The organism is Colwellia sp. MB02u-9, from assembly GCF_014077085.1.
GTDB lineage: Bacteria > Pseudomonadota > Gammaproteobacteria > Enterobacterales > Alteromonadaceae > Cognaticolwellia.
The window spans coordinates 49,995-72,457 of sequence record NZ_JACGVF010000090.1 but is presented as its reverse complement, the minus strand read 5'-3'; the positions used below and the strand labels follow the sequence as shown (position 1 = coordinate 72,457).

14 protein-coding genes and 1 pseudogene are annotated in these 22,463 nt (G+C 38.3%); 7 read left to right on the top strand and 8 right to left on the bottom strand.

The genetic code is table 11. From position 1 onward, the window contains the following. Position 1: 1 nt before the first annotated feature. Genes H4J65_RS06870 through H4J65_RS06860 form a run of 3 tightly spaced genes read right to left on the bottom strand, consistent with a single transcriptional unit; the run spans position 2 to position 3,459 of the window. On the bottom strand, positions 2-1,177 hold the full coding sequence (locus H4J65_RS06870) for an AGE family epimerase/isomerase (RefSeq protein ID WP_182196978.1): 1,176 nt from the start codon (positions 1,175-1,177) through the stop codon (positions 2-4). A gap of 11 nt (positions 1,178-1,188) precedes the next feature. Further along, entirely contained in the window at positions 1,189-2,169 is a 981-nt protein-coding gene (locus H4J65_RS06865; RefSeq protein WP_182196975.1) for a carbohydrate kinase, read from the bottom strand. A 21-nt stretch (positions 2,170-2,190) separates the two neighbouring features. Beyond that, the gene (locus H4J65_RS06860; protein ID WP_182196973.1) at positions 2,191-3,459 is read right to left on the bottom strand and encodes an MGH1-like glycoside hydrolase domain-containing protein; all 1,269 of its coding nucleotides are present in this window, start codon (positions 3,457-3,459) and stop codon (positions 2,191-2,193) included. Positions 3,460-3,714: 255 nt separating this feature from the next. On the opposite strand from H4J65_RS06860, the gene H4J65_RS06855 reads away from it, so the two are divergent. From H4J65_RS06855 to H4J65_RS06840, 4 genes are all read left to right on the top strand, one after another. Further along, positions 3,715-6,168: a TonB-dependent receptor plug domain-containing protein gene (locus H4J65_RS06855; RefSeq protein ID WP_182184157.1), complete on the top strand. Its 2,454-nt coding sequence runs from the start codon at positions 3,715-3,717 to the stop codon at positions 6,166-6,168. 129 nt (positions 6,169-6,297) lie between these two features. Further along, positions 6,298-7,878, top strand: coding sequence for a sodium:solute symporter (locus tag H4J65_RS06850; protein ID WP_182196971.1), 1,581 nt, complete (start codon positions 6,298-6,300; stop codon positions 7,876-7,878). Positions 7,879-7,920: 42 nt separating this feature from the next. After that, positions 7,921-9,189 carry a glycerate kinase gene (locus H4J65_RS06845; protein WP_182196969.1) on the top strand — a complete coding sequence of 423 codons (1,269 nt, stop codon included), beginning with the start codon at positions 7,921-7,923 and terminating at the stop codon, positions 9,187-9,189. 144 nt (positions 9,190-9,333) lie between these two features. Continuing rightward, positions 9,334-10,491, top strand: coding sequence for an ROK family transcriptional regulator (locus tag H4J65_RS06840; protein WP_182184164.1), 1,158 nt, complete (start codon positions 9,334-9,336; stop codon positions 10,489-10,491). A gap of 386 nt (positions 10,492-10,877) precedes the next feature. Here H4J65_RS06840 and H4J65_RS06835 read toward each other — a convergent pair whose 3' ends face one another. The 5 genes and pseudogenes from H4J65_RS06835 to H4J65_RS06815 all read right to left on the bottom strand — a co-directional run bounded on the left by H4J65_RS06835 (position 10,878) and on the right by H4J65_RS06815 (position 16,173). Continuing rightward, positions 10,878-11,177, bottom strand: coding sequence for a hypothetical protein (locus H4J65_RS06835; protein ID WP_182196967.1), 300 nt, complete (start codon positions 11,175-11,177; stop codon positions 10,878-10,880). Between the two features lie 483 nt (positions 11,178-11,660). Further along, on the bottom strand, positions 11,661-12,707 hold the full coding sequence (locus tag H4J65_RS06830; RefSeq protein WP_182196965.1) for a metal-dependent hydrolase: 1,047 nt from the start codon (positions 12,705-12,707) through the stop codon (positions 11,661-11,663). A 209-nt stretch (positions 12,708-12,916) separates the two neighbouring features. After that, positions 12,917-14,368, bottom strand: a pseudogene (locus H4J65_RS06825) (sugar porter family MFS transporter); the annotation flags it as partial. 157 nt (positions 14,369-14,525) lie between these two features. Then, entirely contained in the window at positions 14,526-15,611 is a 1,086-nt protein-coding gene (locus H4J65_RS06820; protein WP_182135839.1) for a FecR family protein, read from the bottom strand. Then, positions 15,604-16,173, bottom strand: coding sequence for an RNA polymerase sigma factor (locus H4J65_RS06815; RefSeq protein ID WP_182135838.1), 570 nt, complete (start codon positions 16,171-16,173; stop codon positions 15,604-15,606). The genes H4J65_RS06820 and H4J65_RS06815 overlap by 8 nt, the downstream gene beginning before the upstream one ends. Before the next feature lie 992 nt (positions 16,174-17,165). Between H4J65_RS06815 and H4J65_RS06810 the strand changes: the two genes are divergently transcribed. The 3 genes from H4J65_RS06810 (at position 17,166) to H4J65_RS06800 (ending at position 22,434) form a co-directional block, all read left to right on the top strand. Next, on the top strand, positions 17,166-20,003 hold the full coding sequence (locus H4J65_RS06810; protein ID WP_182184398.1) for a TonB-dependent receptor: 2,838 nt from the start codon (positions 17,166-17,168) through the stop codon (positions 20,001-20,003). A gap of 116 nt (positions 20,004-20,119) precedes the next feature. Then, on the top strand, positions 20,120-21,673 hold the full coding sequence (locus H4J65_RS06805; RefSeq protein ID WP_182135836.1) for a tryptophan halogenase family protein: 1,554 nt from the start codon (positions 20,120-20,122) through the stop codon (positions 21,671-21,673). Positions 21,674-21,720: 47 nt separating this feature from the next. After that, entirely contained in the window at positions 21,721-22,434 is a 714-nt protein-coding gene (locus tag H4J65_RS06800; RefSeq protein ID WP_182196960.1) for a SapC family protein, read from the top strand. Positions 22,435-22,463 lie beyond the last annotated feature (29 nt).

The following is a 22,463-nucleotide window of genomic DNA, read 5'->3' as shown; positions in this document are numbered from 1 at the left end:
ATTAAAGCGAAAATGTTCGTAACGTTTCTAAACAAGCACCTAACGAGTGATAATCACACTTGGCACCCGCACTGCTTTTTTCGTTCGAGTATTTTTGATTACTGCGATTGAGTAACCTAAACCATGCACCGTGTTGATGATCAATCATGTGCTGCCAACTGTATTGCCAAAGATTATTGTAATGCGTTAAATAAACTTCATCTTTGGTGGTTTGATACAACATAGCGGCGGCAGCAAAACTTTCTGCTTGCACCCAAAAATACTTATCATCGTCACACCATTTACCTTGGGGATCAAAACCATAAATAAGGCCACCGTGTGTTTTATCCCAAGCAAGTTCCATCGCCCGATCAAATAAGCTTTTAGCCGCTTTAACTAACCAATCAGCGGGACGATGGCGATGAAGCATTAATAACAGTTTGGTCCATTCTGTTTGATGTCCAGGCTGAAATCCCCAAGGCCGATATAAATTTTTAGGGTCATTTTTATTATATTCCCAGTCAGGTAAGAAGTTTGTTTGATAATGCTCCCAAATCAAACCATCTGTATGGCTGGCTTGACGTTGAACAATATTTTCAGCAATCAAAAATGCTCTGTCTAAAAACATCATCTCGTTGGTGGCTTCATAAGCCGCTATCATCGCTTCGCACAAATGCATATTGGCATTTTGGCCACGATAATCACTTAAAACACCCTCGACATTAATTTCATCCGCGTACAAACCAAACTCTGGCTGCCAAAAACGTTTTTCAAGTAGGTCATAGGTGGCAATAAGTGGCGTATTAGCACTAATAATGTCGGCTTTTTTGGCGGCCGCATAAGCCAATAACACAAAGGCATAACCATAAGCCTGTTGCGTCATATCTACCGCTTGGTGATTTTCGAGGGTCCAGGCATAGGTTTGGGTGTTTTCTTGCCAATGAACCTGCTCTAAATAATTAAGACCATGTTCGGCTATTTCACGATACTCGGGTTTATTTAAAGCGATACTCGCCATGGCATAATTGACGATGATGCGTGTGCTACTCACTAATTGGCGAAAGCCGGCATTAAATGTTTTACCATCATCATAAAAATTTTGAAAATAACCGCCCGTTTTGTCTACAACACGTGGATCATAAAAATCTAGAATAGATTGACTATGGTTTGTTAAAAATTCAGCATTATAAAAATTCATTGGTAAACCCTCTAAAGTTGTTCCGTTTGCACATTTTGCCAATGTGAACTGACATCGGCAAACGTAGGTAATGCAGGAAATGCTCCTTGTTGAGCAACCGCGTGAGCACCACAATGTGCTGAAAATGATATCAATGGCACAAATAATTTTGCTTGAGACAGAAATTTTTTAGGTTGACTCACTTGGCTTAAGCCAAATAAAAATGCACCAATAAAGGCATCACCGCCAGCAGTGGTATCAATAGCTTTGACTTTAGGCGGTGTAATAACACCACATTCATTAAGGCAATGATAATGAATGATATTGGCACCATCAGTAACAAGAATAAGTGAAACGCCTTGCTTAAGTAATGTAGCGATATAATTTTCTTCGTCGCCTTGCGCAAGATAAATCAGCTCATCTTGTGAATATTTTAGTACATCTGATTGCTCAGCGAAGGCGTTAACTCGCGCTATATCCACTTTTCCATCAGGCCATAAATTATGCCTTAAGTTCACATCAAAGCTTATTACCACCCCAGATTCTTTGGCTAAAGTAACCGCATATTGAGTGGTGTTCCCAATAAAATCATCTGTGAGTGTATTACTACAAAAATGAAATATACCTGTTGATAAAAACCAGTCTTTGTTAATTTGTGATACGTCAAATAACATGTCAGCGGTGTTATCACGAAAGAATGAGAAACTGCGATCTCCTTCTTCATCGAGCATCACGAAAGCAAGCGCCGTTTTAGCGTGCGGGTGACGACTCATTAGCTGGGTATCAACGTGATAACTCTCTAAAGATTGCTGGAGAAAATCACCAAAAGAGTCCTTACCTACTTGCCCAGCAAATAAAGCCTTACCACCTAACCGGGCAATCGCTACAGCAACATTTGCTGGCGCACCACCGGGATACTGTCGAAATTCATTTAACCATAACGGCTGTTCCTCAAATCGATTTATATTTAAAAAATCGATAAGGGCTTCACCAAAACAAATGACTGATTTCATCAAACTAACCTCTTTCATTTGCTATAAAAACCAATGCAAGGCAATGGCCGCTGTCCAAGAAAAATCATCACCACCGCAACCAGCACCCGTTTCACAATTGAAATATTCAAAATAGCCTGATTTCTCAATAAGCGTTTGAGATGCTTCTTTTAATTGCAAACTCTCTTCATTAAAACCGTAATGTTCTGCACCTAATGCAAGTAACCAATTGATGTGTAACCATACAGGGCCACGCCAGTAACGTTGAGGTTCATATTGAGCACATTTAGCATAGGTAGAAGATATGCCAAATTCTGTTTCATCTAACCAGCTTTTCATTAATATTTTTAATTTGGCTGATTGTTCTTTATTAGCGAGTTCGCCATAAATAGCCATTAAAGTACCGGTTGTTAATACGGGAAAAGATTCTTTTGTAATTGCGTCTGTGTTTAAAAAGCTATTTTGCTCATCACTCCACAGTGTATTAATAGCTGATTCAGTTAAAGCAATTTGCTTATTAAACCAGGTAACATGCTGTTCATTTACTTTTGAAGTTTGGCATAAGCTAACAAGATCTTTTGTGGCTTTATGTAGGATAGAGATAATACCCACATCATACATTTTATAAGGACAATCTCGGTAAATAACCTCACTATCAAAGTTCGATTTTTTGAAAAAATCAACTAGATATAAATAACGGTCATATTCATTGGCATGGGGGCGTTCGTCTGAGTCAACATGTTCAAGATCTTTACGCTTATATTGCCAAGTTACAGGAGGTACTGCAGCTAAACTTTTATCCCAAGCAGGACTATTATCCATACCCGACTCCCATGGATGATAACTAACTACCAAACCAGTATTTTCAGGATCTCTGTCGTTATACCACCACTGATGATAAGCAATAAGTTGAGGTAACATTTGAGTGAGTTTTTCTTGAGCTAATTTTTGATCTTTAGCTTGCTCAGCCATCATTTTAACAATACTAACTAATACAGGAGGTTGAGAAATAGCCGTGGTAGGTATGTCTTTATCTACTCCCCATACTTTTGGTCCAGGAAAATAACTATCGACTTCTTGATGAAAAATAATATGTGGCACCATACCATTATCCCACTGCCCCTTTAATAGCATTTCAATCTCTAACCAAGCACGTGATTCATCAGTTTTCATCCAACCAAGAGCGGTAATAGCGGCATCCCAATTCCATTGAAATGGATATAAACCATGTGTTGGTACGGTATAACCATCTACATCGTTTTTATATAAAATATCCTTTGCTTGCTCTATTAATTTTTCATTGTTTTTCATAATATTCCCAATATTTTTAACACTACATGAACCCGATATGGGTATTAAAACACTATTCAAAGTCAGTTATCAAGTTATTAATACTTATTTTGGGTTGTAATGGCAAAAACTATATGCTTAACTGTAGTGAGTAATTAGTAAACAAAATAAAACCAAGTGCAAAGTATTGAGTTCAGTTTTGATAGATAAATTGCTGAAAATAATATGACTAAAAAAATAAACATAAACATGTAAAATGAGAAATGGGGAAATAAAATGAAACTAACTAAATTATCAAAAATCATTATGATGGCGCTTGCAACATCAGCAAGTACAGCATGGGCAGCAGAAGAAATAAAAAAAGAAAAAGATGATACAGAAATAATTATTGTCACTGGCTCTAGTGTAAAACGAACAGAAGCAAACACACCCGCTAAAACAACCTTGTTTAACAATGAAGATATATCTCGTCGAGGTTTTACTAGCCAAGCTGATATTCTAATGAGTGTGCCGGGTATCAAAGTAGAAGGTGGTGGTGGTGAAGTTGCAACCAATGCTTTTGTTAGAGGGCTACCCTCTGGCGGGCAATTTCAATTTACGCCATTAAATTATGATGGTATGCCTTCATTTCAATCGGGTATGTCATCTTCAGCACAAGATGTTTACTTTAGACCTGATATTGGTATCGAAAGAGTAGAATTTGTTGGTGGTGGTGTTTCTAACTTATTTGGCCCTGGTTCAGTGGCTGGTATCATTAACTATATTTCAAAAACGGGATCTGATGTTCCTGAAAGCACTGTTCAAGTGGAACTTGCAGAAGATGGCCGCATGAGAACTGATTTTTTCACTGGCGGCGCTTTATCGAGTGACGAAAACTTATACTATGCTATGTCTGGTTATTATCGTCACGATGAAGGCCCATTAGATACAGGATTAGCAACTGAAGGTTATCAATTACGCGGAAATATTCTTAAAGAATTCAATAATGGATTTTTGAAGGTTTCAGGTCAGTTAATTAATGATTCAGTACAATTTTTCTTACCTTTACCTTTAGATGGAGGAAGCCGAGAGCGTTTAACCGGTAACGACGGTGAGACGGTATACGTTGCTCAAACAGTGGCGGCTGCTGAACTATCTTACCCAACATCAACAGGTAAGTATGAGTCAACAATTAGAGATGGCGTTTCAACAGAAGGTGGTTCACTTGCTGTCCACTTCGAGAAAGAGCTTACTAGTACTTGGACTTTAACCGGTAAGGCAAAAGCGGCAGATTACATACATACGTTTAACTTATTCCTTGATGGTGACGGCGTAGCCAACTCACCTGAGCCGCAAGATGGTTATGCTGCTAACCCTAGTCATGGTTTCGGTGGTGAATCTTTAACTGATTTATACGGAACAGCTAACTACACATGGTCTGAAACAGGTAATGCTTTACCTGACGATTATCTTTTATTTGGTAACCGTTTATTAGACCGCCAACGTGATGGTAGCTTCTATAGTACTGAATTTAACCTTACCGGTGCATTACAAGGCAGCACATTTGATCATACCGTTAATATAGGGACTTTCTTTATTCACGCAGAGCAGATGGACTACAATATTATATCAAGTTATTTAGCCGATTTTTCTAACGGTAAAAATGCTCGCTTGGTTGATCTGTCTTTCACTGATGACCAAGGCAATGAAGTTCAGTACTCTAAAAATGGTGTTGTAGGTCCTGGTACCAGTTATACCAATAAGCGTTTAACGTCTGATCGCGTAGCGATTTACGTCACAGATCAAATGGAAAATGACACCTGGGCAATAGATTTGGGTGTTAGGGTCGAGCAGGCAACAGGCACGCAAAAATCTGAAGGAAGTGAGTTTGTAACCGTTTCTAACGATCCTGGTTTAGCGCCTAACCTACAAGTTAATAAAGCAGGTAATGGCCAATTTACTTACGGTGAAGTGTCAACTACTGAAGCGGCATTCTCAGCGGCTGTGCTTTATAAAATGGATGACAAAAACCTTAATCTTTACGCTAATGCGTCACAAGGTTATTTCTTCCCACAACTAAGAAGTATTAAATTCGATACCAATGGCGAACCACAAAGCTACGAAGGTGAAGATATCACGCTAGCGTCTATTGGTTTTAAATATTTCCCTGATGACTTATACATTGATGCTTCATTGTTTATGGCCAACTTGGATAATAGACGCAACGTTGATTTTGTAAATGATGGTTCTGGTGGCCTTAAGGAAACTGTTACTACGCTTTCAACAGCAACCCAAGGGGCTGAAGTCATTGCTCGTTGGAATATTTCTGATGAATTTACGGTAGATGGTAATGTTACTTATCAAAATGCTGAATTCTCAGAAGGTGCTAATGATGGTCTAGAACCTGCCAGACAACCAGAGTTCTCTGGTAACCTTGGTTTAGCATACGACAATGGTTTTCTTGATGCACGTTTAGCCGTAAGTTACTTTGGCGATAATTTTGCCAATAACAGTAATACGGTAAAATTAGACAGCCACAGCATTGCAACCTTTGATGTTGGTTATACTTGGGAATTTGCTAATGATGAGCAAATTAGATTAGGCCTAGGGGTGTTTAACGCTTTTAACAGTGAGGGAATTACTGAAGGTTCACCGCGCCAAGGAAATAGTCAGGTTTCTGGTGGAGATTTCTTCGTTGGTCGTCCTATTTTACCACGTAGATTTAGCATTACTGCACGATACGATTTTTAATCGGTAATCGCTAACCTAAGAGCATGTCATGTTAATTGGCATGCTCTATCTCAATGTAATTTTCAAGCATAGCAATGTTAATTGCTATGCTTTATCTCAATGTAATATTCACTTTAGGATACACTTTTCATGAATTACTTTGATTACGGTATTATTTGTATTTACCTTTTTTTACTCATATTTATGGGGTATAAATTACGTGGTCAATCCACCAAATCTGACTACTTTTTAGGTGGGCGTACGGTAGGTTGGAAACCGTTAACTTTATCTGTTATGGCTACGCAGCTCTCTGCAATCAGTTTTGTTTCAGCCCCCGCATTTGTTGGTCTAAGAGAAGGTGGCGGCATGCAATGGCTGTCTTACGAACTCGCTGTACCACTTGCGATGATTTTAGTACTAAAAACAGTACTGCCGGTATTATATCGTTCAGGTGTTGTTAGTATTTATGATTATTTAGAACAACGATTTGGTCGTTCTTCTCGTTTATTAATTAGTTTTGTATTTCAATTTAGTCGAGCATTTTCTACCGGTATTATGATTTATGCAGTATCCCTGATACTTATTGCCACTATGGGGATTACACTTTGGCAATCTATTGTTATTGTCGGGGTTATAACGCTTCTTTATTCATTGCAAGGTGGCATGAAGGCGGTGGTCTATGGTGATGCCATCCAAATGGTTATTATCATATTAGGTACTATCGCTTGTGTTTATTTTGGCTTAAGTAACTTGGGCGGTATCGATGAGTTAGTGGCTAATGTTGATCATTCTCGTTTACAAGCTATCAATTTCTCTTCGTTTGGCACTGAAGGTGATGGTTTCGGCTTTTTACCTATGGTTTTTGGTGGCATTGTTTTGTACGCATCTTACTATGGTTGTGATCAAACACAGGCGCAGCGTGCTTTATCAGCTAAAAATACAACAGACTTAAAAAAGATGATGATGGCGAATGGTCTTTTACGTTTCCCTATTACCTTACTTTACTGCTTTTCTGGATTAGTTATTGGCACGCTAGCCATAACGGACGCTAACTTTTTTCAACTGATTCCTGAGGGTAAAAGTGACATGATGATGCCTGTTTTTATTATCAATTATTTACCTCACGGTATGATTGGTTTATTAATTGTTGCTATTTTGTCTGCCGCAATGTCGTCTTTAAGCTCAACAATCAACTCACTTTCAGCGGTATCGGTTGAAGATTATTGCCGTATTACCAACAAAGAACCCGATGATAAAAGTTATATGACCTATGCAAAATATACCGGGGTATTTTGGGGTATAGTTACGCTAACTCTTTCATTATATGCTGGCGATATTGCAGCAACGGTAATCGAAGCGATTAATAAAGTAGGCTCGGTATTTTATGGTCCTATTTTAGCGATATTTATTTTAGCTGTTTTTGATAAACGACTAAGCGCTATTCAAATTAATGTCGGTTTATTAGCGGGTGTTGCCTTTAATATTTTCCTATGGCTTTGTGTACCGCAACTTTTTTGGTTTTGGTGGAATCTAGTGGGTTTAATTGTAACCAGTTTAACGGCCTATTTGGTGCTGTTATTTACCAATAATGACCGGATAAAATACAACCCCTCGTTAACATTGCTTTCCAATAAAGATGACATTTTAACGACAAAAGATATTGTTATTCTCGTGTCCTATTTTGTGGCTATGATTGCGGTATGTATATCTATTCCAATGCTTTTTAGCTAAATCAATTTACTTTTACTTTTAATACATCAGCAAGGCAAATTTATGAATTCGTCAAAAATCTTTTTACAAGATTTGTTTATTATCGCAGTCAACGAGAGTTTACCCTCTGTTTGTATGCCTAAATACTTGTCAGATATTGACGCCAGTAAAGGCTTATGTGTTATTGGTGCCGGTAAAGCATCGGTTGATATGGCAAAAACCATGTATGAATATTTTGGTGATAAGTGTTATGGCACGGTTGTCACCCGCCACGGTTATACCACAGAAAAAAATATTGGTACTATTAAGATATTAACAGCGGGTCACCCAATTCCTGACAAGGATAGTCAAGCTGCGGGTAAAGAAATATTAGCACTTGCCCAAAATACACCTGAAGATATTCCTGTGATTTTTCTCATCTCAGGCGGTGGCTCTGCATTAATGTCACTACCGATAGATGAAGTAACCTTTGATGAGAAAATGCAACTCAATAAATTTCTATTGGGTTGTGGTGCTTCTATTGATGAAATTAATGGGGTACGCCAACAGCTTTCTAAAGTTAAAGGTGGAAAGCTTTTACAAGCAATCAAAGGGAAAAGTCACACCTTAATCATTTCAGATGTTGTGGGTGACGATCCTAAAATTATTGCCTCAGGTCCAACTGTAGAAAACTCAACTACGGGTGCACAAGCGCTATCGACCTTAGTTAAATATGGCTGGCAGCCTATATCTTCGGTTGAAAAAGCACTATTGCAAACTAATACCAATAAAGTAAAGAATATCGATACTCAGGCTAATAGACATAAATTAAGTATTATGGCTAATGCACGTCAGTCTATCGATAAAGTTATTGCTTCTATTGATTTATCAAAGTGGCAAATTCACGTGATCAATTATGACGAAGTAGGCGATGCGAATGAAGTTGCTAAGCAACACGCAGCGCTTGCGTTAGCGGCGTATGAAAGTGGACAAAAAACACTGTTATTTTCAGGAGGAGAACTCACAGTTACCTTAGCTAAAAATGCGGGTCAAGGTGGGCCAAATCAGCAATATATGCTCGCACTAGCAATTGCCCTTAACGGCGCAAAAGGTATTTGTGCGCTTGCCTGCGATACCGATGGTATTGATGGCAGTGAAGATATTGCTGGAGCGTATATTGATGAAACAACCTTAGCTCGTGCTCAGGAAAAAGCACTACAACCAGAGCAATTTTTAGCGTCAAATGATAGCTACAACTTTTTTAAACCGCTTAATGATTTAATTATTACAGGCCCTACACATACTAATGTAAATGATTTTAGAGCCATTATGATTGATCCCTTTGAAGGTTAATTTATACTACTAACTCAAGCAGATACGAGGCAATATAATACAAAATGGCTTGTAAAAAAAAGGTTATAAATAATAAAGTTTAAAACTGATATTTCTACAACGCTTGCTGTATTATATTAGGCTAAATTAAAACAAGGCGGCTTTATGCTCTCATCAAAGAACAGTATTCATCTAAGAAGTGGTTTTGAGCTTAGTAAAGGTGGCAAGTTATTTCAAGATGCCGAAAGAGAAGTTTTAAAGTTAGTGTTTTGGTCAAAAAACGTCAATCAAAGAACCATAGTGGAGACTACAAAAATTCCACAACAAACTGTCTCACGTATGGTAAAGAACCTCTTGGATAGGGGGATTTTATGTCAAACTGACAGAATATCGTCTACATCCAGAGGAAATCCAAGTTTTGATCTGGAAGCTAACCCGTCATTTGCCTACAGCTTCGGCTTGTCGATCTTGCTTGATGCAATCGGTATAGCATTAATGGATTTTGCAGGAAATGTTATTGAGACTCACTTGGAAGAGCTTAAAGACATGAGTATTGAAAATGTCTTATCGCATTCTGAGGTCATTATTGCCAAGATAATGAAAAATAATCATATCCATGAATCAAAAGTACTGGGTATCGGAGTAGGTATTTCTGGTTTCTTTAGCTCGATGGACGGCAAAATGAACACCCATCATCTGATTGAAGAATGGGCACAAGTCGATATTGCTGAAATTATCTCATCACGTTTCAACTTACCCACTTGGGTTGTCAATGATGCAACTGGCGCGGCGGCAGGTGAAGGTATTGCCGGCGTTGGCAGAAACTATAAAAACTTTGTTTATTTTTTCATTTCGTATGCTTTTGGTGGTGGCTTAGTATCAAACAATGAAATTTTACTTGGCACGTACGGTAATGCTGGGGAGTTGGGTGATATGTTGCCTTCTAAAATATACTCCCACCCTAATATGGCATTATTAAAGCGAATTTTGATCAAAAATAATATTGAGGTAAATTCAATCTACGATATGCATAAACATTTTGATGTGAATTGGCCAGGTGTAGACGAGTGGATTTATAAAGTACAAGATTCTCTGGATTTGGTGGCCACAGCTTGTTCTGCATTGCTTGATACTCAAGCCATTGTACTAGGCGGACATATACCTGTTGCCTTGGCAGATAAATTGATTCCAAGAATTGAAGTATATGCGCAATTTCGTCGGGGATCTCAACGACCAAGACCAAAAATCGTCACCGCTGGAGTACAGGAAAATCCAGTAGCCGTCGGCGCCTCAAGTCTGCCATTAAGAAAATTATGTTTATAAAAAACTGACTGAATAGCTTGATGAAATGATGACGGACTTACTGCCCCCCATTATCATTATCTTTCTTGGAATCTGCAATCATTGTTAAATTTGGTTGTAAGCGCTCAAGTAACCACATTGCGACACTCACCCTTTTGGGTAAAGTTAGATACTTTCAAGTGTTGGAAATCCCTGTTAATTATTTTATAAAGTGAACTTATACGTCATTATCCTATGGTTCTGGTTGCCTGAATTTCCAAGCATTGCACCCTTATCCAGCATAGTATAACAGCACTATCAACTGTCTGGTTTGGTGGCTTTGTTGACGTCTGGTCAGTGAGTATTAGAGTATTATCCATCTAGCTAAATATTTATTACACAACTTGTGAAATATAGTCTGTTTGATTCTAAGCCGGACCTTGCAGTTTTAAATTCATTTTAGGATTTTTTAACACGATTCCTTTTTTAAAAAGAAATTTATGCAACTGCTTTTGTAATTTGGTTTCAGCATGACTGCTCTGTGCAACACGTAGCTTTTGTGCTTCACTAAAATGGCAGTGCACTAATAAACTGGCAGGGAAGCAATCGAACTGAACAGTGTGACTTATATGACTAAAACCAACGACTTGCTTTGCCTCTTCATTGATTTGGTCTAATACAGCCAATAACTTATTGTTCAAACGATGGCAGATTTTACTCATTTTCATACTTTATGACTTACTCAATAGGCACTAAATTAACAAGGTACATTGTAACCTATAGTTGGAACAAAAAAATTGGAAAACGATAGAAGTTTAAAATAGATATTGAAATGTCAGCTAGCGTATCTTAGTTACCATTAATTGAGGTGATTATTACTTGTGATTTTAGACCGCTTTTAGCTGCCGTTAGTAAAGCAAACTTTAACGTCAACAATGCGCACAAAGTTAGCATTAATAATTCGATGATGAACGGCCACAATTGTGGCTAAGTGGACTATTTATTAAGAAAAATTTGTGTGTAAATTAGGTCAGCAAAGTGGCAGTAGTGAGCCTTAGTAACCATGCTAAAAGGGACAGCAATTAGCGGGGAGAAGCTAAGGTTAATCATCAATGCTAATGTCGGTTTGTCTGGTTTACAATGCTGTTCGTTGGCTCGATCGGGCGCATGCACTACTCAACATGCCCGTTTTGTTAAACGTCGCTATAAAATCAACTTTCCCTATTGACACACACGCCGCTTTTTTTAAGCGGAGCCAATGAAACTGAAGCATCCCAAATTCTATCCCAAACATTGCCAAGCATACTTAAATCAGGCCTATCACTCACCTTCTCAACATCGCTTTTAACAATCCCAGTGCTAGTTTGCTCGCCGAGAATAAAATTGAACACATAACGGCATTCCGCACCCATACGTAAATCAGATAAAACAATATTCTGTTCTTCTGCTTTGACTGAATAAAAACCTTTAGTGAACCATTGAAGCCTCTGTACATCCCATTCATCTTTGATATTAGTCAGTAGAGCATCTGACGAATGATAGGCCTCTAAACTCACATCCGACGCTGAGTCAAATACAGAGACATAACCCTCGTAATATTGACCGTCTGACATGACCAATACCCGCCAAAGTAAGGTGGAAAAAGGCGCAGGTGCACTCAAATAATGATCGACCTCTATCTGCCTATCGTTCAGCGCAATGGTTACTTTTTTGTCGATATAAAATTTTGCGGTTAAAGACCAACAAATATAAAGGCAGCTTATGGCTAATGCAAAATGATTAATTTTTGTGACCCTTGCTGGCTTAATTTTGGGCAGAAAAATAACAATAAACGCAAACAATAGCGGCAAGGTATAAAGGGGATCAATAATAAATAAATTAGAGACGGCAAAGGGATACTCAGTGATAGGCCACAACAATTGTGTACCATAAACCGTGAAGCTATCTAAAATCGCATGGGTAGATAAACAAAGGAAAACCAGCCAAAACCAGTGCTTCTTATAAATTGCTGTAGCTTGATGACATTTGATTAGTAGCCAGGCAATAAAAGGACTGATTAACAAGTGTATTAATAGCGAGTGGCTGAATCCTCGATGGTAAGTAAAAGCTTCTACGTCACCGCTGTATGGCAGGAATACATCTAAGTCAGGCAAGGTCCCTAAAATAGCACCATAAATAGCGGCTTTGTAACCAACTTTGTTGCCTAATACCGCATAACCCACCGCGCCGCCCAAGACAACTTGTGTTAATGAATCCATAATAACCTTGTTAATTTCACATTGATTAACCTTATACTACGCCTTAACCCTCAATGCTAGATCAGTTAATACAGCCACTTTCTATGTCACGAACAGGTAAATTATATTCACACCACTTGGTTCACTTACTTTGTCAATTTGATCAACCAAGGCATTATAGAACAAGGTTCGATCGCATTTAAGCTTACGAACCTTGTCAACCTGAGAGGTTACTCCATTTCTTCTAAACGAACGCCACGGGTTTCTTTGATATATTTCACGACAAAGAAAATACTGATAAACGCAGATATGGTGTATAAACCGTAAGCGCCCGCTAAACCAATTGAGCCTAATATAATAGGGAAGGTCATGGTAATGGCAAAGTTTGCGATCCATTGGGCACTAGCGGCAATTGCTAAAGCGGCACCACGGATACGATTATTAAACATTTCGCCTAATAATACCCAAACTACTGGGCCCCAACTTAAGCCAAAAAACACAACAAATAAGTTAGCGGTAACCAAAGCGAAAGTGCCCATCGCATCAGACAATGCTACTTTACCTAATTCATCAAAGCCGGCACTACCAAAAATAAAGCTTAAGATGCCTAAACTGATAAACATGCCGATACTGCCTACTAATAACAAAGGCTTTCGGCCAATCTTGTCTATTAAAGCAATAGCAATAAAGGTTGAGATTATATTGGTTGTTCCCGTCATTACATTGATTAAGAGCGATTGCGACTCATCAAAACCTGCCGCTTGCCATAGCTCAGCGCCATAATAAAAAACAACATTAATACCGACAAATTGCTGAAAAACAGAAAGTGCAATACCGACCCAAATAATGGGATGTATATTCTTTTTACCTTCAATAAATAAATCGGCAATATGAGTTTTCTTATTGCCGTGTAATGATGTTTTTACTTCATCAATAAGCTTATCTTCGGTGCCGGCTGATATTTTTTTAAACACATCATGTGCTTGTTTTATATTACCTTTCGCCACTAAATAACGTGGTGATTCTGGAATAAATAACACACCAATTAAAAACAATGTCGCTGGTATTAATTCGACCCAAAACATCCATCGCCAAGCTGACAGCTCGAGTAAAAATGAATTTTCTGCGCTTCCTGCTGATGAGGCGATAATATAATTACTTAAAAATGCGGCAAATAAACCTAGTACTATGGCGAGTTGTTGCAGAGTTGCTAGGCGACCACGCAAGGCAACAGGTGCAACTTCTGCAATATAAGCCGGTGCTAAAACAGATGCAGCACCAATGCCCAAGCCGCCAATGAGTCGATAAAAAATAAACTCAATAGAAGAATCTGATATCCCTGAGCCAAAGGCACTGATAGCAAATATTATGGCGGTAACAATCATAATGGGTTTACGGCCAAAACGGTCAGAAATCGGTCCAGCCATTAATGCGCCGACGGCACAACCTAATAAAACAGAGGCGACATTAAATCCGGTTGCCACATCATTGGATTGAAAAGCATTGCCTAACGCTGTCACTGTGCCATTGATAACGCCGGAGTCGAAACCAAAAAGAAAACCACCTAACGCAGCGACAGAAGAAATAAAGAGTACATATAAAAACGAGGCATTAACCTCTTCTGGCGTTTGTTGTGTGCCATTTAAACCAGCTAAATGTGTTTGTTCAGTCATGCTTTTTCCTTTATTGTTATTGTTATTGTGTTAATTTTTTAATTAAGCGCTTGAAATAAAAAAACCATTATTTTTCATAATGGTCAATCTAGAACGGTGGTTTAAAGGCTTTTTTTAAAGGCTTAATATGAAAAGCTAAGCCTTTGGTTTTCATATGATGCAAGTGTTAGCCAGCATATTTTAAGACGATTTTATGTGGGCCAACTTTTTGATAGCTAATATTAAAATTACGTGTCAGCACATCAAGTAAGCCAGTGACATCACCTGTTTTAAACATACCAGCGACTTGTATTTTTTGAAGTTCTTTATCATCAGCTAATTCAAATTCTATATCAGTATAGCGGCTAATCTCTGTCATTGTGTCTGCAAGCGACTCACCACGAAATATTAAATTGCCCTGACGCCAGCTTAAGTTAGCCGCCATTTCTATGGGGTCTACTTTTCTGACTTTCTCTTGTGTTTTACCTGATGTGTCTAAGTCGACTTTTTCGCCTTTTGATATCGCCATCGAATTTTTTGGTAGTCTTTTTGCTATCTGCTCAATGCCATCGTCAAGGGTATTATCTTTTTGTGCGACTAACACTTTCCCGTCGGTGACAATCAATTCGACTAATTCATTGCGCACTTCGACGTTAAAAGCAGTGCCCACGGCTTGAATAACTTTACCTCCAACAATAACACTTAAAGGTCGTGCGGTGTCGTGTGCCACATCGATATGAATTTCACCACGTAGTAACTCAATTATTCGAGAATTTTGGCTATATTTAACTTGTACAAAACTATTAGTGTTAAGCACTATTTTACTGTTGTCAGGTAAATTAATGGTATTACTTTCACCAATATTGGTTTGATAACTTGCCTGCATTGCAACGATAGCAGATGTGCTTTGGGCAAAAGGTAAAAGGTTGGAGCCACTTTGATAAAGCATAAGCGTTAATGCGACAATAAATGAAGCGGCCACAGCGGTAATAGCATTTCTTGTTTGTTTTTTCTTAACATTAGCTTGTGGAAAAATATCAGATAAACGACTTAAGTGGTCCATCTTGTCCCACATTTGCGCTACTTCAAATAAAACTTCAATATTTAAAACATCAGTCGATAACCATTCAGTTAGCTGCTTTTTTTCTAATGTCGTTAAGCCACGATCTAATTTAGCGATCCAATCGCTAGCATCATTTAAGCGGGTTTCTTCTAACCGCTCAGCAGATTGCTGTTGAGTCGATTTTTTATTAATTTGATGAACATTATTCATGAGTGCCTCCAGCAATACTTTGAGAAGTGCTAGCAGAAGATTTACTCTCTAGTTTATTAATGTTTCGCATAAAGAGCGTGCAACGCTTCATGCCGGTTGCTATATGTTTTTCCACGGTACTTTCACTAAGGCCTAATTGAGCAGCGATCTCACGCTGCGAATATCCATACACTTTTTTTAATACAAAAACTTTGCGACATTGTGTGGGTAATTGTCTGACGGCTTCGCAAAAGTGCGAAAATTCATTGTTAATTAAAGTGTTTTCATACATTTCATCAACGTCATTTGATAATAAATACTCCAAAGCTTGTAGATCGTCAACACGGTCAACAAGTTTAACACCGGCTCTTTTTTGATAATCTAGCGCTAAGTTTCGTGCCGTTCTATACATAAACGATTTTGGTGAAGTAATATTTTCTTTATTTTCTATTTGGCAAATACGTACATAGGTTTCTTGAACAATATCTTCAATTTCATCTGGAGGAACAATGCGAGATACCACGCGAGAAATACTTTTTCTCGATGCTAAATATATTTTATAAAATAAGGTGTCGCTCGACATTAGGTTACTTCTATTTATTATTGTAATTTTTGGTAATGATTTATAGTTAACGTTTGATGTGCAAACCATTAAATTACCTTAGTAACCATTAAGACGATTCATGCTAAAAAATCCGCTAGCAATAAATGACATATTATAACCTATTAACAAATATTTATTTTTCAAAGCGGATACTAAAAAGCAGCGACTAAAAAAGTTACTGTGCCATTTTAATCAGAGAGCTGAAAACTCACTCAAAGATAACTCAAAGATATTAGCCACACATTTTAAATGTGCTTTACAAAAACCGCTGCTATCGAATTTATTGAATCTATTCATCACTTGTAATTCTGCGTAGAGTTGAATAAGGTCGATCAGTTGTAATTTAGTTGTCATAAATAAAATAGATACCATAATTTTGAGCAAGTAGTTGTAATAAATAAAATATAAACAGTAACGTTAAGCAAGTCTAAAAGTCAGTGGGTAGCCGCTGGGTTTATATTTTTGTTTTATTCGTCTTTCGTTTTTTGCCAATAAAAAGCACCATAAAAATTAAATAAGGCTTAAAAAAAGTAATGCTGGGTTTTCTCTCAAAAAATAATTCAACCATAATTTCTAAATCCTTATGGAGGAAAAAAATAGACCAGTCGTCTTTGTTTTATGTATGGCGAAAATCTATACATGTGGAATATTTGAAATTTAAAGTACATTTTTTCTGTATTGTTATGCTTTTTAGCCTACCTAGTTGGGTGCATGCCAAGGAAAAAATATCTTTCAATATTCCCAGACAAAGAGCCGACATATCGTTAATAAGTTTTGCTGAACAGGCCGATATAACGTTACTTTTTCCGTTAAATAAAATTGCGGATAAGCAAACAAATCGAGTTTCAGGTAGTTTTTCTGTGATGAATGCGCTGAATAAGTTACTCAGAAATACCGGGCTTAAAACAGATATTAGCGAGAGTGGGCAGTTATCTATCTTAATAGATTCAAGATTTGAGAGAACAAACAACATGGCACATTATAAAAAAAATAAAGTAGCAAGTGCAGTATTAGCGGTTTTAACTACAGTCGCAGCGGCACCTTCAATTGCAGAAACAGCAAGTACAGCTAAAGAAGTAGAAATCATTGAAGTTCGGGGGATTCGGGGGGCACTGAGCCGTGCTATGGACACCAAGCGTGAAGCAAGTGGTGTTGTAGATTCAGTTTCAGCAGAAGACATAGGTAAGTTTCCAGACACTAACCTTGCAGAGTCACTGCAACGTATCTCAGGTGTTTCAATTGATCGTTCAGGCGGCGAAGGTCAAAAAATTACTGTTCGTGGTTTTGGTCCACAATTTAACACGGTATTAGTTAATGGTCGTCAACAAGCAACTGAAAGCGCAGGTCGCGACTTTAGTTTTGACACTATTGCGGCTGAAATGGTGAAAACGCTAGATGTGCATAAAACATCGACAGCCACTATGCAATCTGGTGGTATCGGTTCTACTATTAATATTGAAACAGCTAAACCTTTCGCTATTGGTGGCTTTAAGTTAGCGGGTAGCCTTAAAGGTATTTACGATGGCAATAGTGAAGAGACCACACCACAAGCCTCTTTATTAATCAGTGATACCTTTAACGATGACACTTTTGGTGCTTTATTTGCTGTTTCTTACTTAGAGCGTGAAACGCGTTTAAATAGAGCGCAATCTGCTGGTTGGCGAGAAAACTCATCATTCACTCGTGGGACACCAAAAACAGCATCAGGAGATGATTACGTAGGTAACGTCTTTATTCCTCAAAACTTTGATTCTTTAGTTACTACTGAAAAACGTGAACGTACTAATGCTAATTTAGTTTTACAGTACGCGCCTGCCGATAACTTAATTGTTACTGCGGATGTTTTATATTCTGATTTTGATGTTAATTCTGATACCACATCATACGGTCACTGGTTTACTTCTGATAACGCAGAAAACATTGTTGTTGATGAAAATGGCACGGTTACTGAGATGTATCAACAAGTGGGTTTAGCGACTGATTTTCATGCGAAAAAGGGCGACCGTTTAACAGAGTCTACTTCATTTGGTCTTAATTTTGACTGGGATGTTAATGATAACTTAAACATGCAGTTTGATATTAGTAACTCGAATGCGACGCGCGCGGCTAACAATGGTCGAGGCGGTAACTTAGCGTTATTAGGCTATGCTAACCGTGTGCAATGGAATCTTGATGATAATATTTTGCCTTATTACTCAGACTTCGCAACCGCCAATGATTCAATATACAGTGGTCAGCAAGAAGGCGATGGTGTTAACCAAGACCCGACAAGTCCTGATTATGTTGCCCCTGCAGGTGTATCTGATTATTTAGATACGGCTAACAGCGGCGCACACGTGATGATCCGTGGTGGTGATGAAGTTGAAGACGATATTACGCAACTTCGCTGGGACAGTGTTTGGGCGGCTGATGGTGACACAGGTTTTGCTAAAGCAAGATTTGGCGCTATGTTCTCGTCTGAAACTAAAACGGTAAATACCTGGAATAATGATGAAAGCGGTATTCACTGTACTTACTGCAACTATAAAGATTTTCCAGATGTTAGCGCTTTCCCTCAGGAAGTATTTGATGCCGGTGATGACTTTTTAAGTAGCGTAAGTGGCAGTGGCCGTTCACCAACACAATGGTTAAGTTTTGATGGTGAAGCCTTATTTGATTTCTTAGGTAATATTGAAGGTGTCGATTTTGACGCCGTTAAAACCAACAACTCTTTTGAAGTTGAAGAAGAAACAGCATCTCTATACTTAGAACTTGATTTTTATGGCGAAATAGCCAATATGTTTATTTATAGTACGGCAGGTTTCCGCTATGAAACTACAGATGTTGCGGTGAGTGCTTCTCAAGCAAACCCTCAAAGTTTACGTATTCTGGATGCAACTGAAATGTTAGCGGCATACGGTGATACAACTAACTTTACGGAAAATAATAGTTACAGTGAAATTTTACCTAATTTCAGTGTTAAATTAGAAATAAATGAAGATTTAATTGCTCGTGTAGCCGTTTCAAAAACCTTAACACGTCCTACCTTAAGTAGTTTAAGACCTATCACTTCTTTGCAAACGACTCGTCAAGGTAACTTACAGTCATCAAGTGGTAATTCAGCTTTAGTCCCCTTTAGTTCTGATAACTTAGATTTGTCACTTGAGTGGTATTATGACGAAGCAAGCTATGTTTCTGCCGGTTATTTTAGAAAGCATGTTGCTAACTTTATTACCAACACCAAGCTAGCAAAAACTTTTGTAACAGCTGATGGTAGTTTATTAACAGATCCGTCTACGGGTACTGATGTTAGTGCGCCTGATAGTGAAGATAGTGTGGCGACTTTTACTAATACGGCTCCTAGTAATGGTGAATCAGCAATAGTAGACGGTTGGGAAATTGCAGCCCAGCATACTTTTGGTGACACAGGTTTTGGTCTTTTAGCGAACGCAACACTTGTTGATAGTGATGCTGAACTTGATAATACTGACATTACACAAGTATTTGCGGTTACCGGTTTAAGTGACTCGGCTAACTTAGTGGCTTTTTATGAAAATGGTCCATTACAAGCACGTATCGCTTACAACTGGCGTGACACTTTCTTGCAAAGCCTTAGCCAAGGTGGCGGTGATGGTGTGACTTACGTTGAAGATTACGCACAGTGGGATGCAAGTGCTAGTTTTGATGTCACTGAAAAAATCACCGTGTTTGTTGAGGGTATTAACTTAACTGAAGAATACACTCATAGCCGTGGTCGTTTCTCTAATCAAATACTCGACGTTGTTGATAGTGGCCGTCGTATTTCATTGGGCGTACGCGGTAGCTTCTAAGCTTTGTAATTTATAATCTTAGTTATGCATAAAGACTTTTACTTCCTCTAGAAGTAAAAGTCTACTTCAATACTCTCTTACTAAACGAGAGCTAAAATAACATTAGCAGATTAACTATGAATAAATTGACCAAAAAAGTCGTTGTTGTTGGTGGCGGAATAGCGGGCTGGCTGACTGCCGGGCGTTTAGCAGCAAAACATAAAAGTAATACGGAACAAGGTTTAACTGTGGTTTTAGTTGAGTCTCCTAATATCCCGGCTATAGGCGTTGGAGAGGGAACTTGGCCCACTATGCGCAGTACGTTGAGTGCGTTAGGTATTAGTGAAACAGATTTTATTCGCGAATGTGATGCCAGTTTTAAGCAAGGCGCAAAATTTGCTAAATGGGTTGATGGTAGTGAAGATGATTTTTATTATCATCCCTTAGTGTTGCCACAAGGATTTTCACAAGGCGACTTAGCGGCGCATTGGTTGGCAAAGCAAGGCCAAGCAGGGACTAAATCATTTTCTGAAGACGTTTGTTTTCAAGAGTCGGTTTGTGAAAATGGCTTAGCGCCTAAAACGATTAGAACGCCTGAGTTTGCGGCGGTTGCAAATTATGCCTATCACCTAGACTCTGTGAAGTTTTCTGTATTTTTACAAAAGCATTGCACAGAAAAGCTTGGGGTGACTCATATTATTGATAACGTTACGGGTGTTAACTCAGCCCCAAACGGTGATATTTCATCCGTGAGTACTGAAAATAATGCGGATATTACCGGTGATCTATTTGTTGATTGCACTGGTTTCTCTTCGCTGCTTTTAGGTCAGCATTATCAAGTGCCATTTAAGAGCTGCAGTGACGTATTATTTATTGATACGGCGTTAGCAGTACAAGTGCCCTATGATGATGCCGATTCGCCAATTGCCTCTCATACCGTGTCAACTGGCCAAGAAGCAGGTTGGATATGGGATATTGGCTTACAACATCGCCGCGGTGTTGGTTATGTATATTCGAGTAAATATTCATCTGAAGAACAGGCCAGAGAAGTATTAGCTAAGTATGTTGGTGATAAATTTTCATCACTAACGGTACGGAAAATTCCAATTGTTAGTGGTCATAGAGAAAAAATGTGGCAAAACAATTGTGTGGCGGTAGGCTTGTCGGCAGGATTTTTAGAGCCATTAGAAGCCTCTGCTTTGGTGATGGTAGAATTGTCAGCACAAATGATCAGTGAACAATTGCCGCAGTCTCGTGACATTATGGACATAGCCGCCAAGCGCTTTAATGAAACGTTTCTTTATCGATGGGAAAAAATCATCGACTTTCTTAAGTTACATTACATCTTAAGTAAAAGAACTGATAACGCTTTTTGGACTGATAACCGCAATCCTGAATCTATTCCTGAAAGTTTAAAAGAAGCGATGGCGCTTTGGCAATATCGAGCACCTGCTGATCATGACTTTACCAGTAATAATGAAGTTTTTCCTGCGGCAAGTTATCAGTATGTTTTATATGGTATGGGTTTTAAAAGCGATTATAGCCAAAACACTTATGCACTCGATAATATTGATTTTGCACAACATCAATTTGCGCAAAATAAAAAACTCACCGACAAAGCGGTAGCGACACTGCCGAAAAACCGTGAATTAATTAATAAAATCATTGAATTTGGCTTTAACCGAATTTAATTGAATTTAGCCGAATTTAAGTCATCAGCGAACAAGAGAAATTATACATGGCTAGTTTAGTCGCAGTAGATAATAAAAAGCATTTAAACACTAAAATAGATCTCAATAAAGTTGAACACCATGGTGCTAATTTACCCCTGATTCCGGTTGTTTTAGCCGAGTTTATTCATTTAGCGGTGCAATATCCGATTGTACTGACTAAAAATGGCGACACAGGACAGTTTGTATTTTCGGCGATGTTAGGCTTTGAGGAAAATGAAAACTTATTTTGGCAGCAAGCACAATGGCAAGGACTCTATGTGCCATTGCAAATAAGGCGGCAACCATTTTTTGTTGAAACGAGCGATGAAAAGCATCATAACGAACTTGCGATTTGTTTGAATACCGATAGTCCCGCAGTATCAGAAGAAATCGGACAGGCACTTTTTGATGAAAAAGGTGATGAATCTAGCTATTTTAAAACCGTGAAAGCAAATCTTACGCAATTACTGCTGGGTGAAAAAGAAAATAAAGTATTAATAGCAACACTAACGTCAATGGCATTAATTAAACCTATGTCGTTAGACATTACTTTTATGAATCAAGGCGCTACTAAATTAGCCGGTTTATATACCATTGACGAAGTGAAACTCGCGGCATTAAACAATGAACAAATTTTATCTTTACATCAAAGTGGCTTACTGTCTGCCATACATACAATGATGATATCTTTAGGGCAAATTCATACACTAATTGATTTAAAAAATAAGTCTCTAAGTTAATCACTAGAGATTTAGCAAGGGTAAACGTT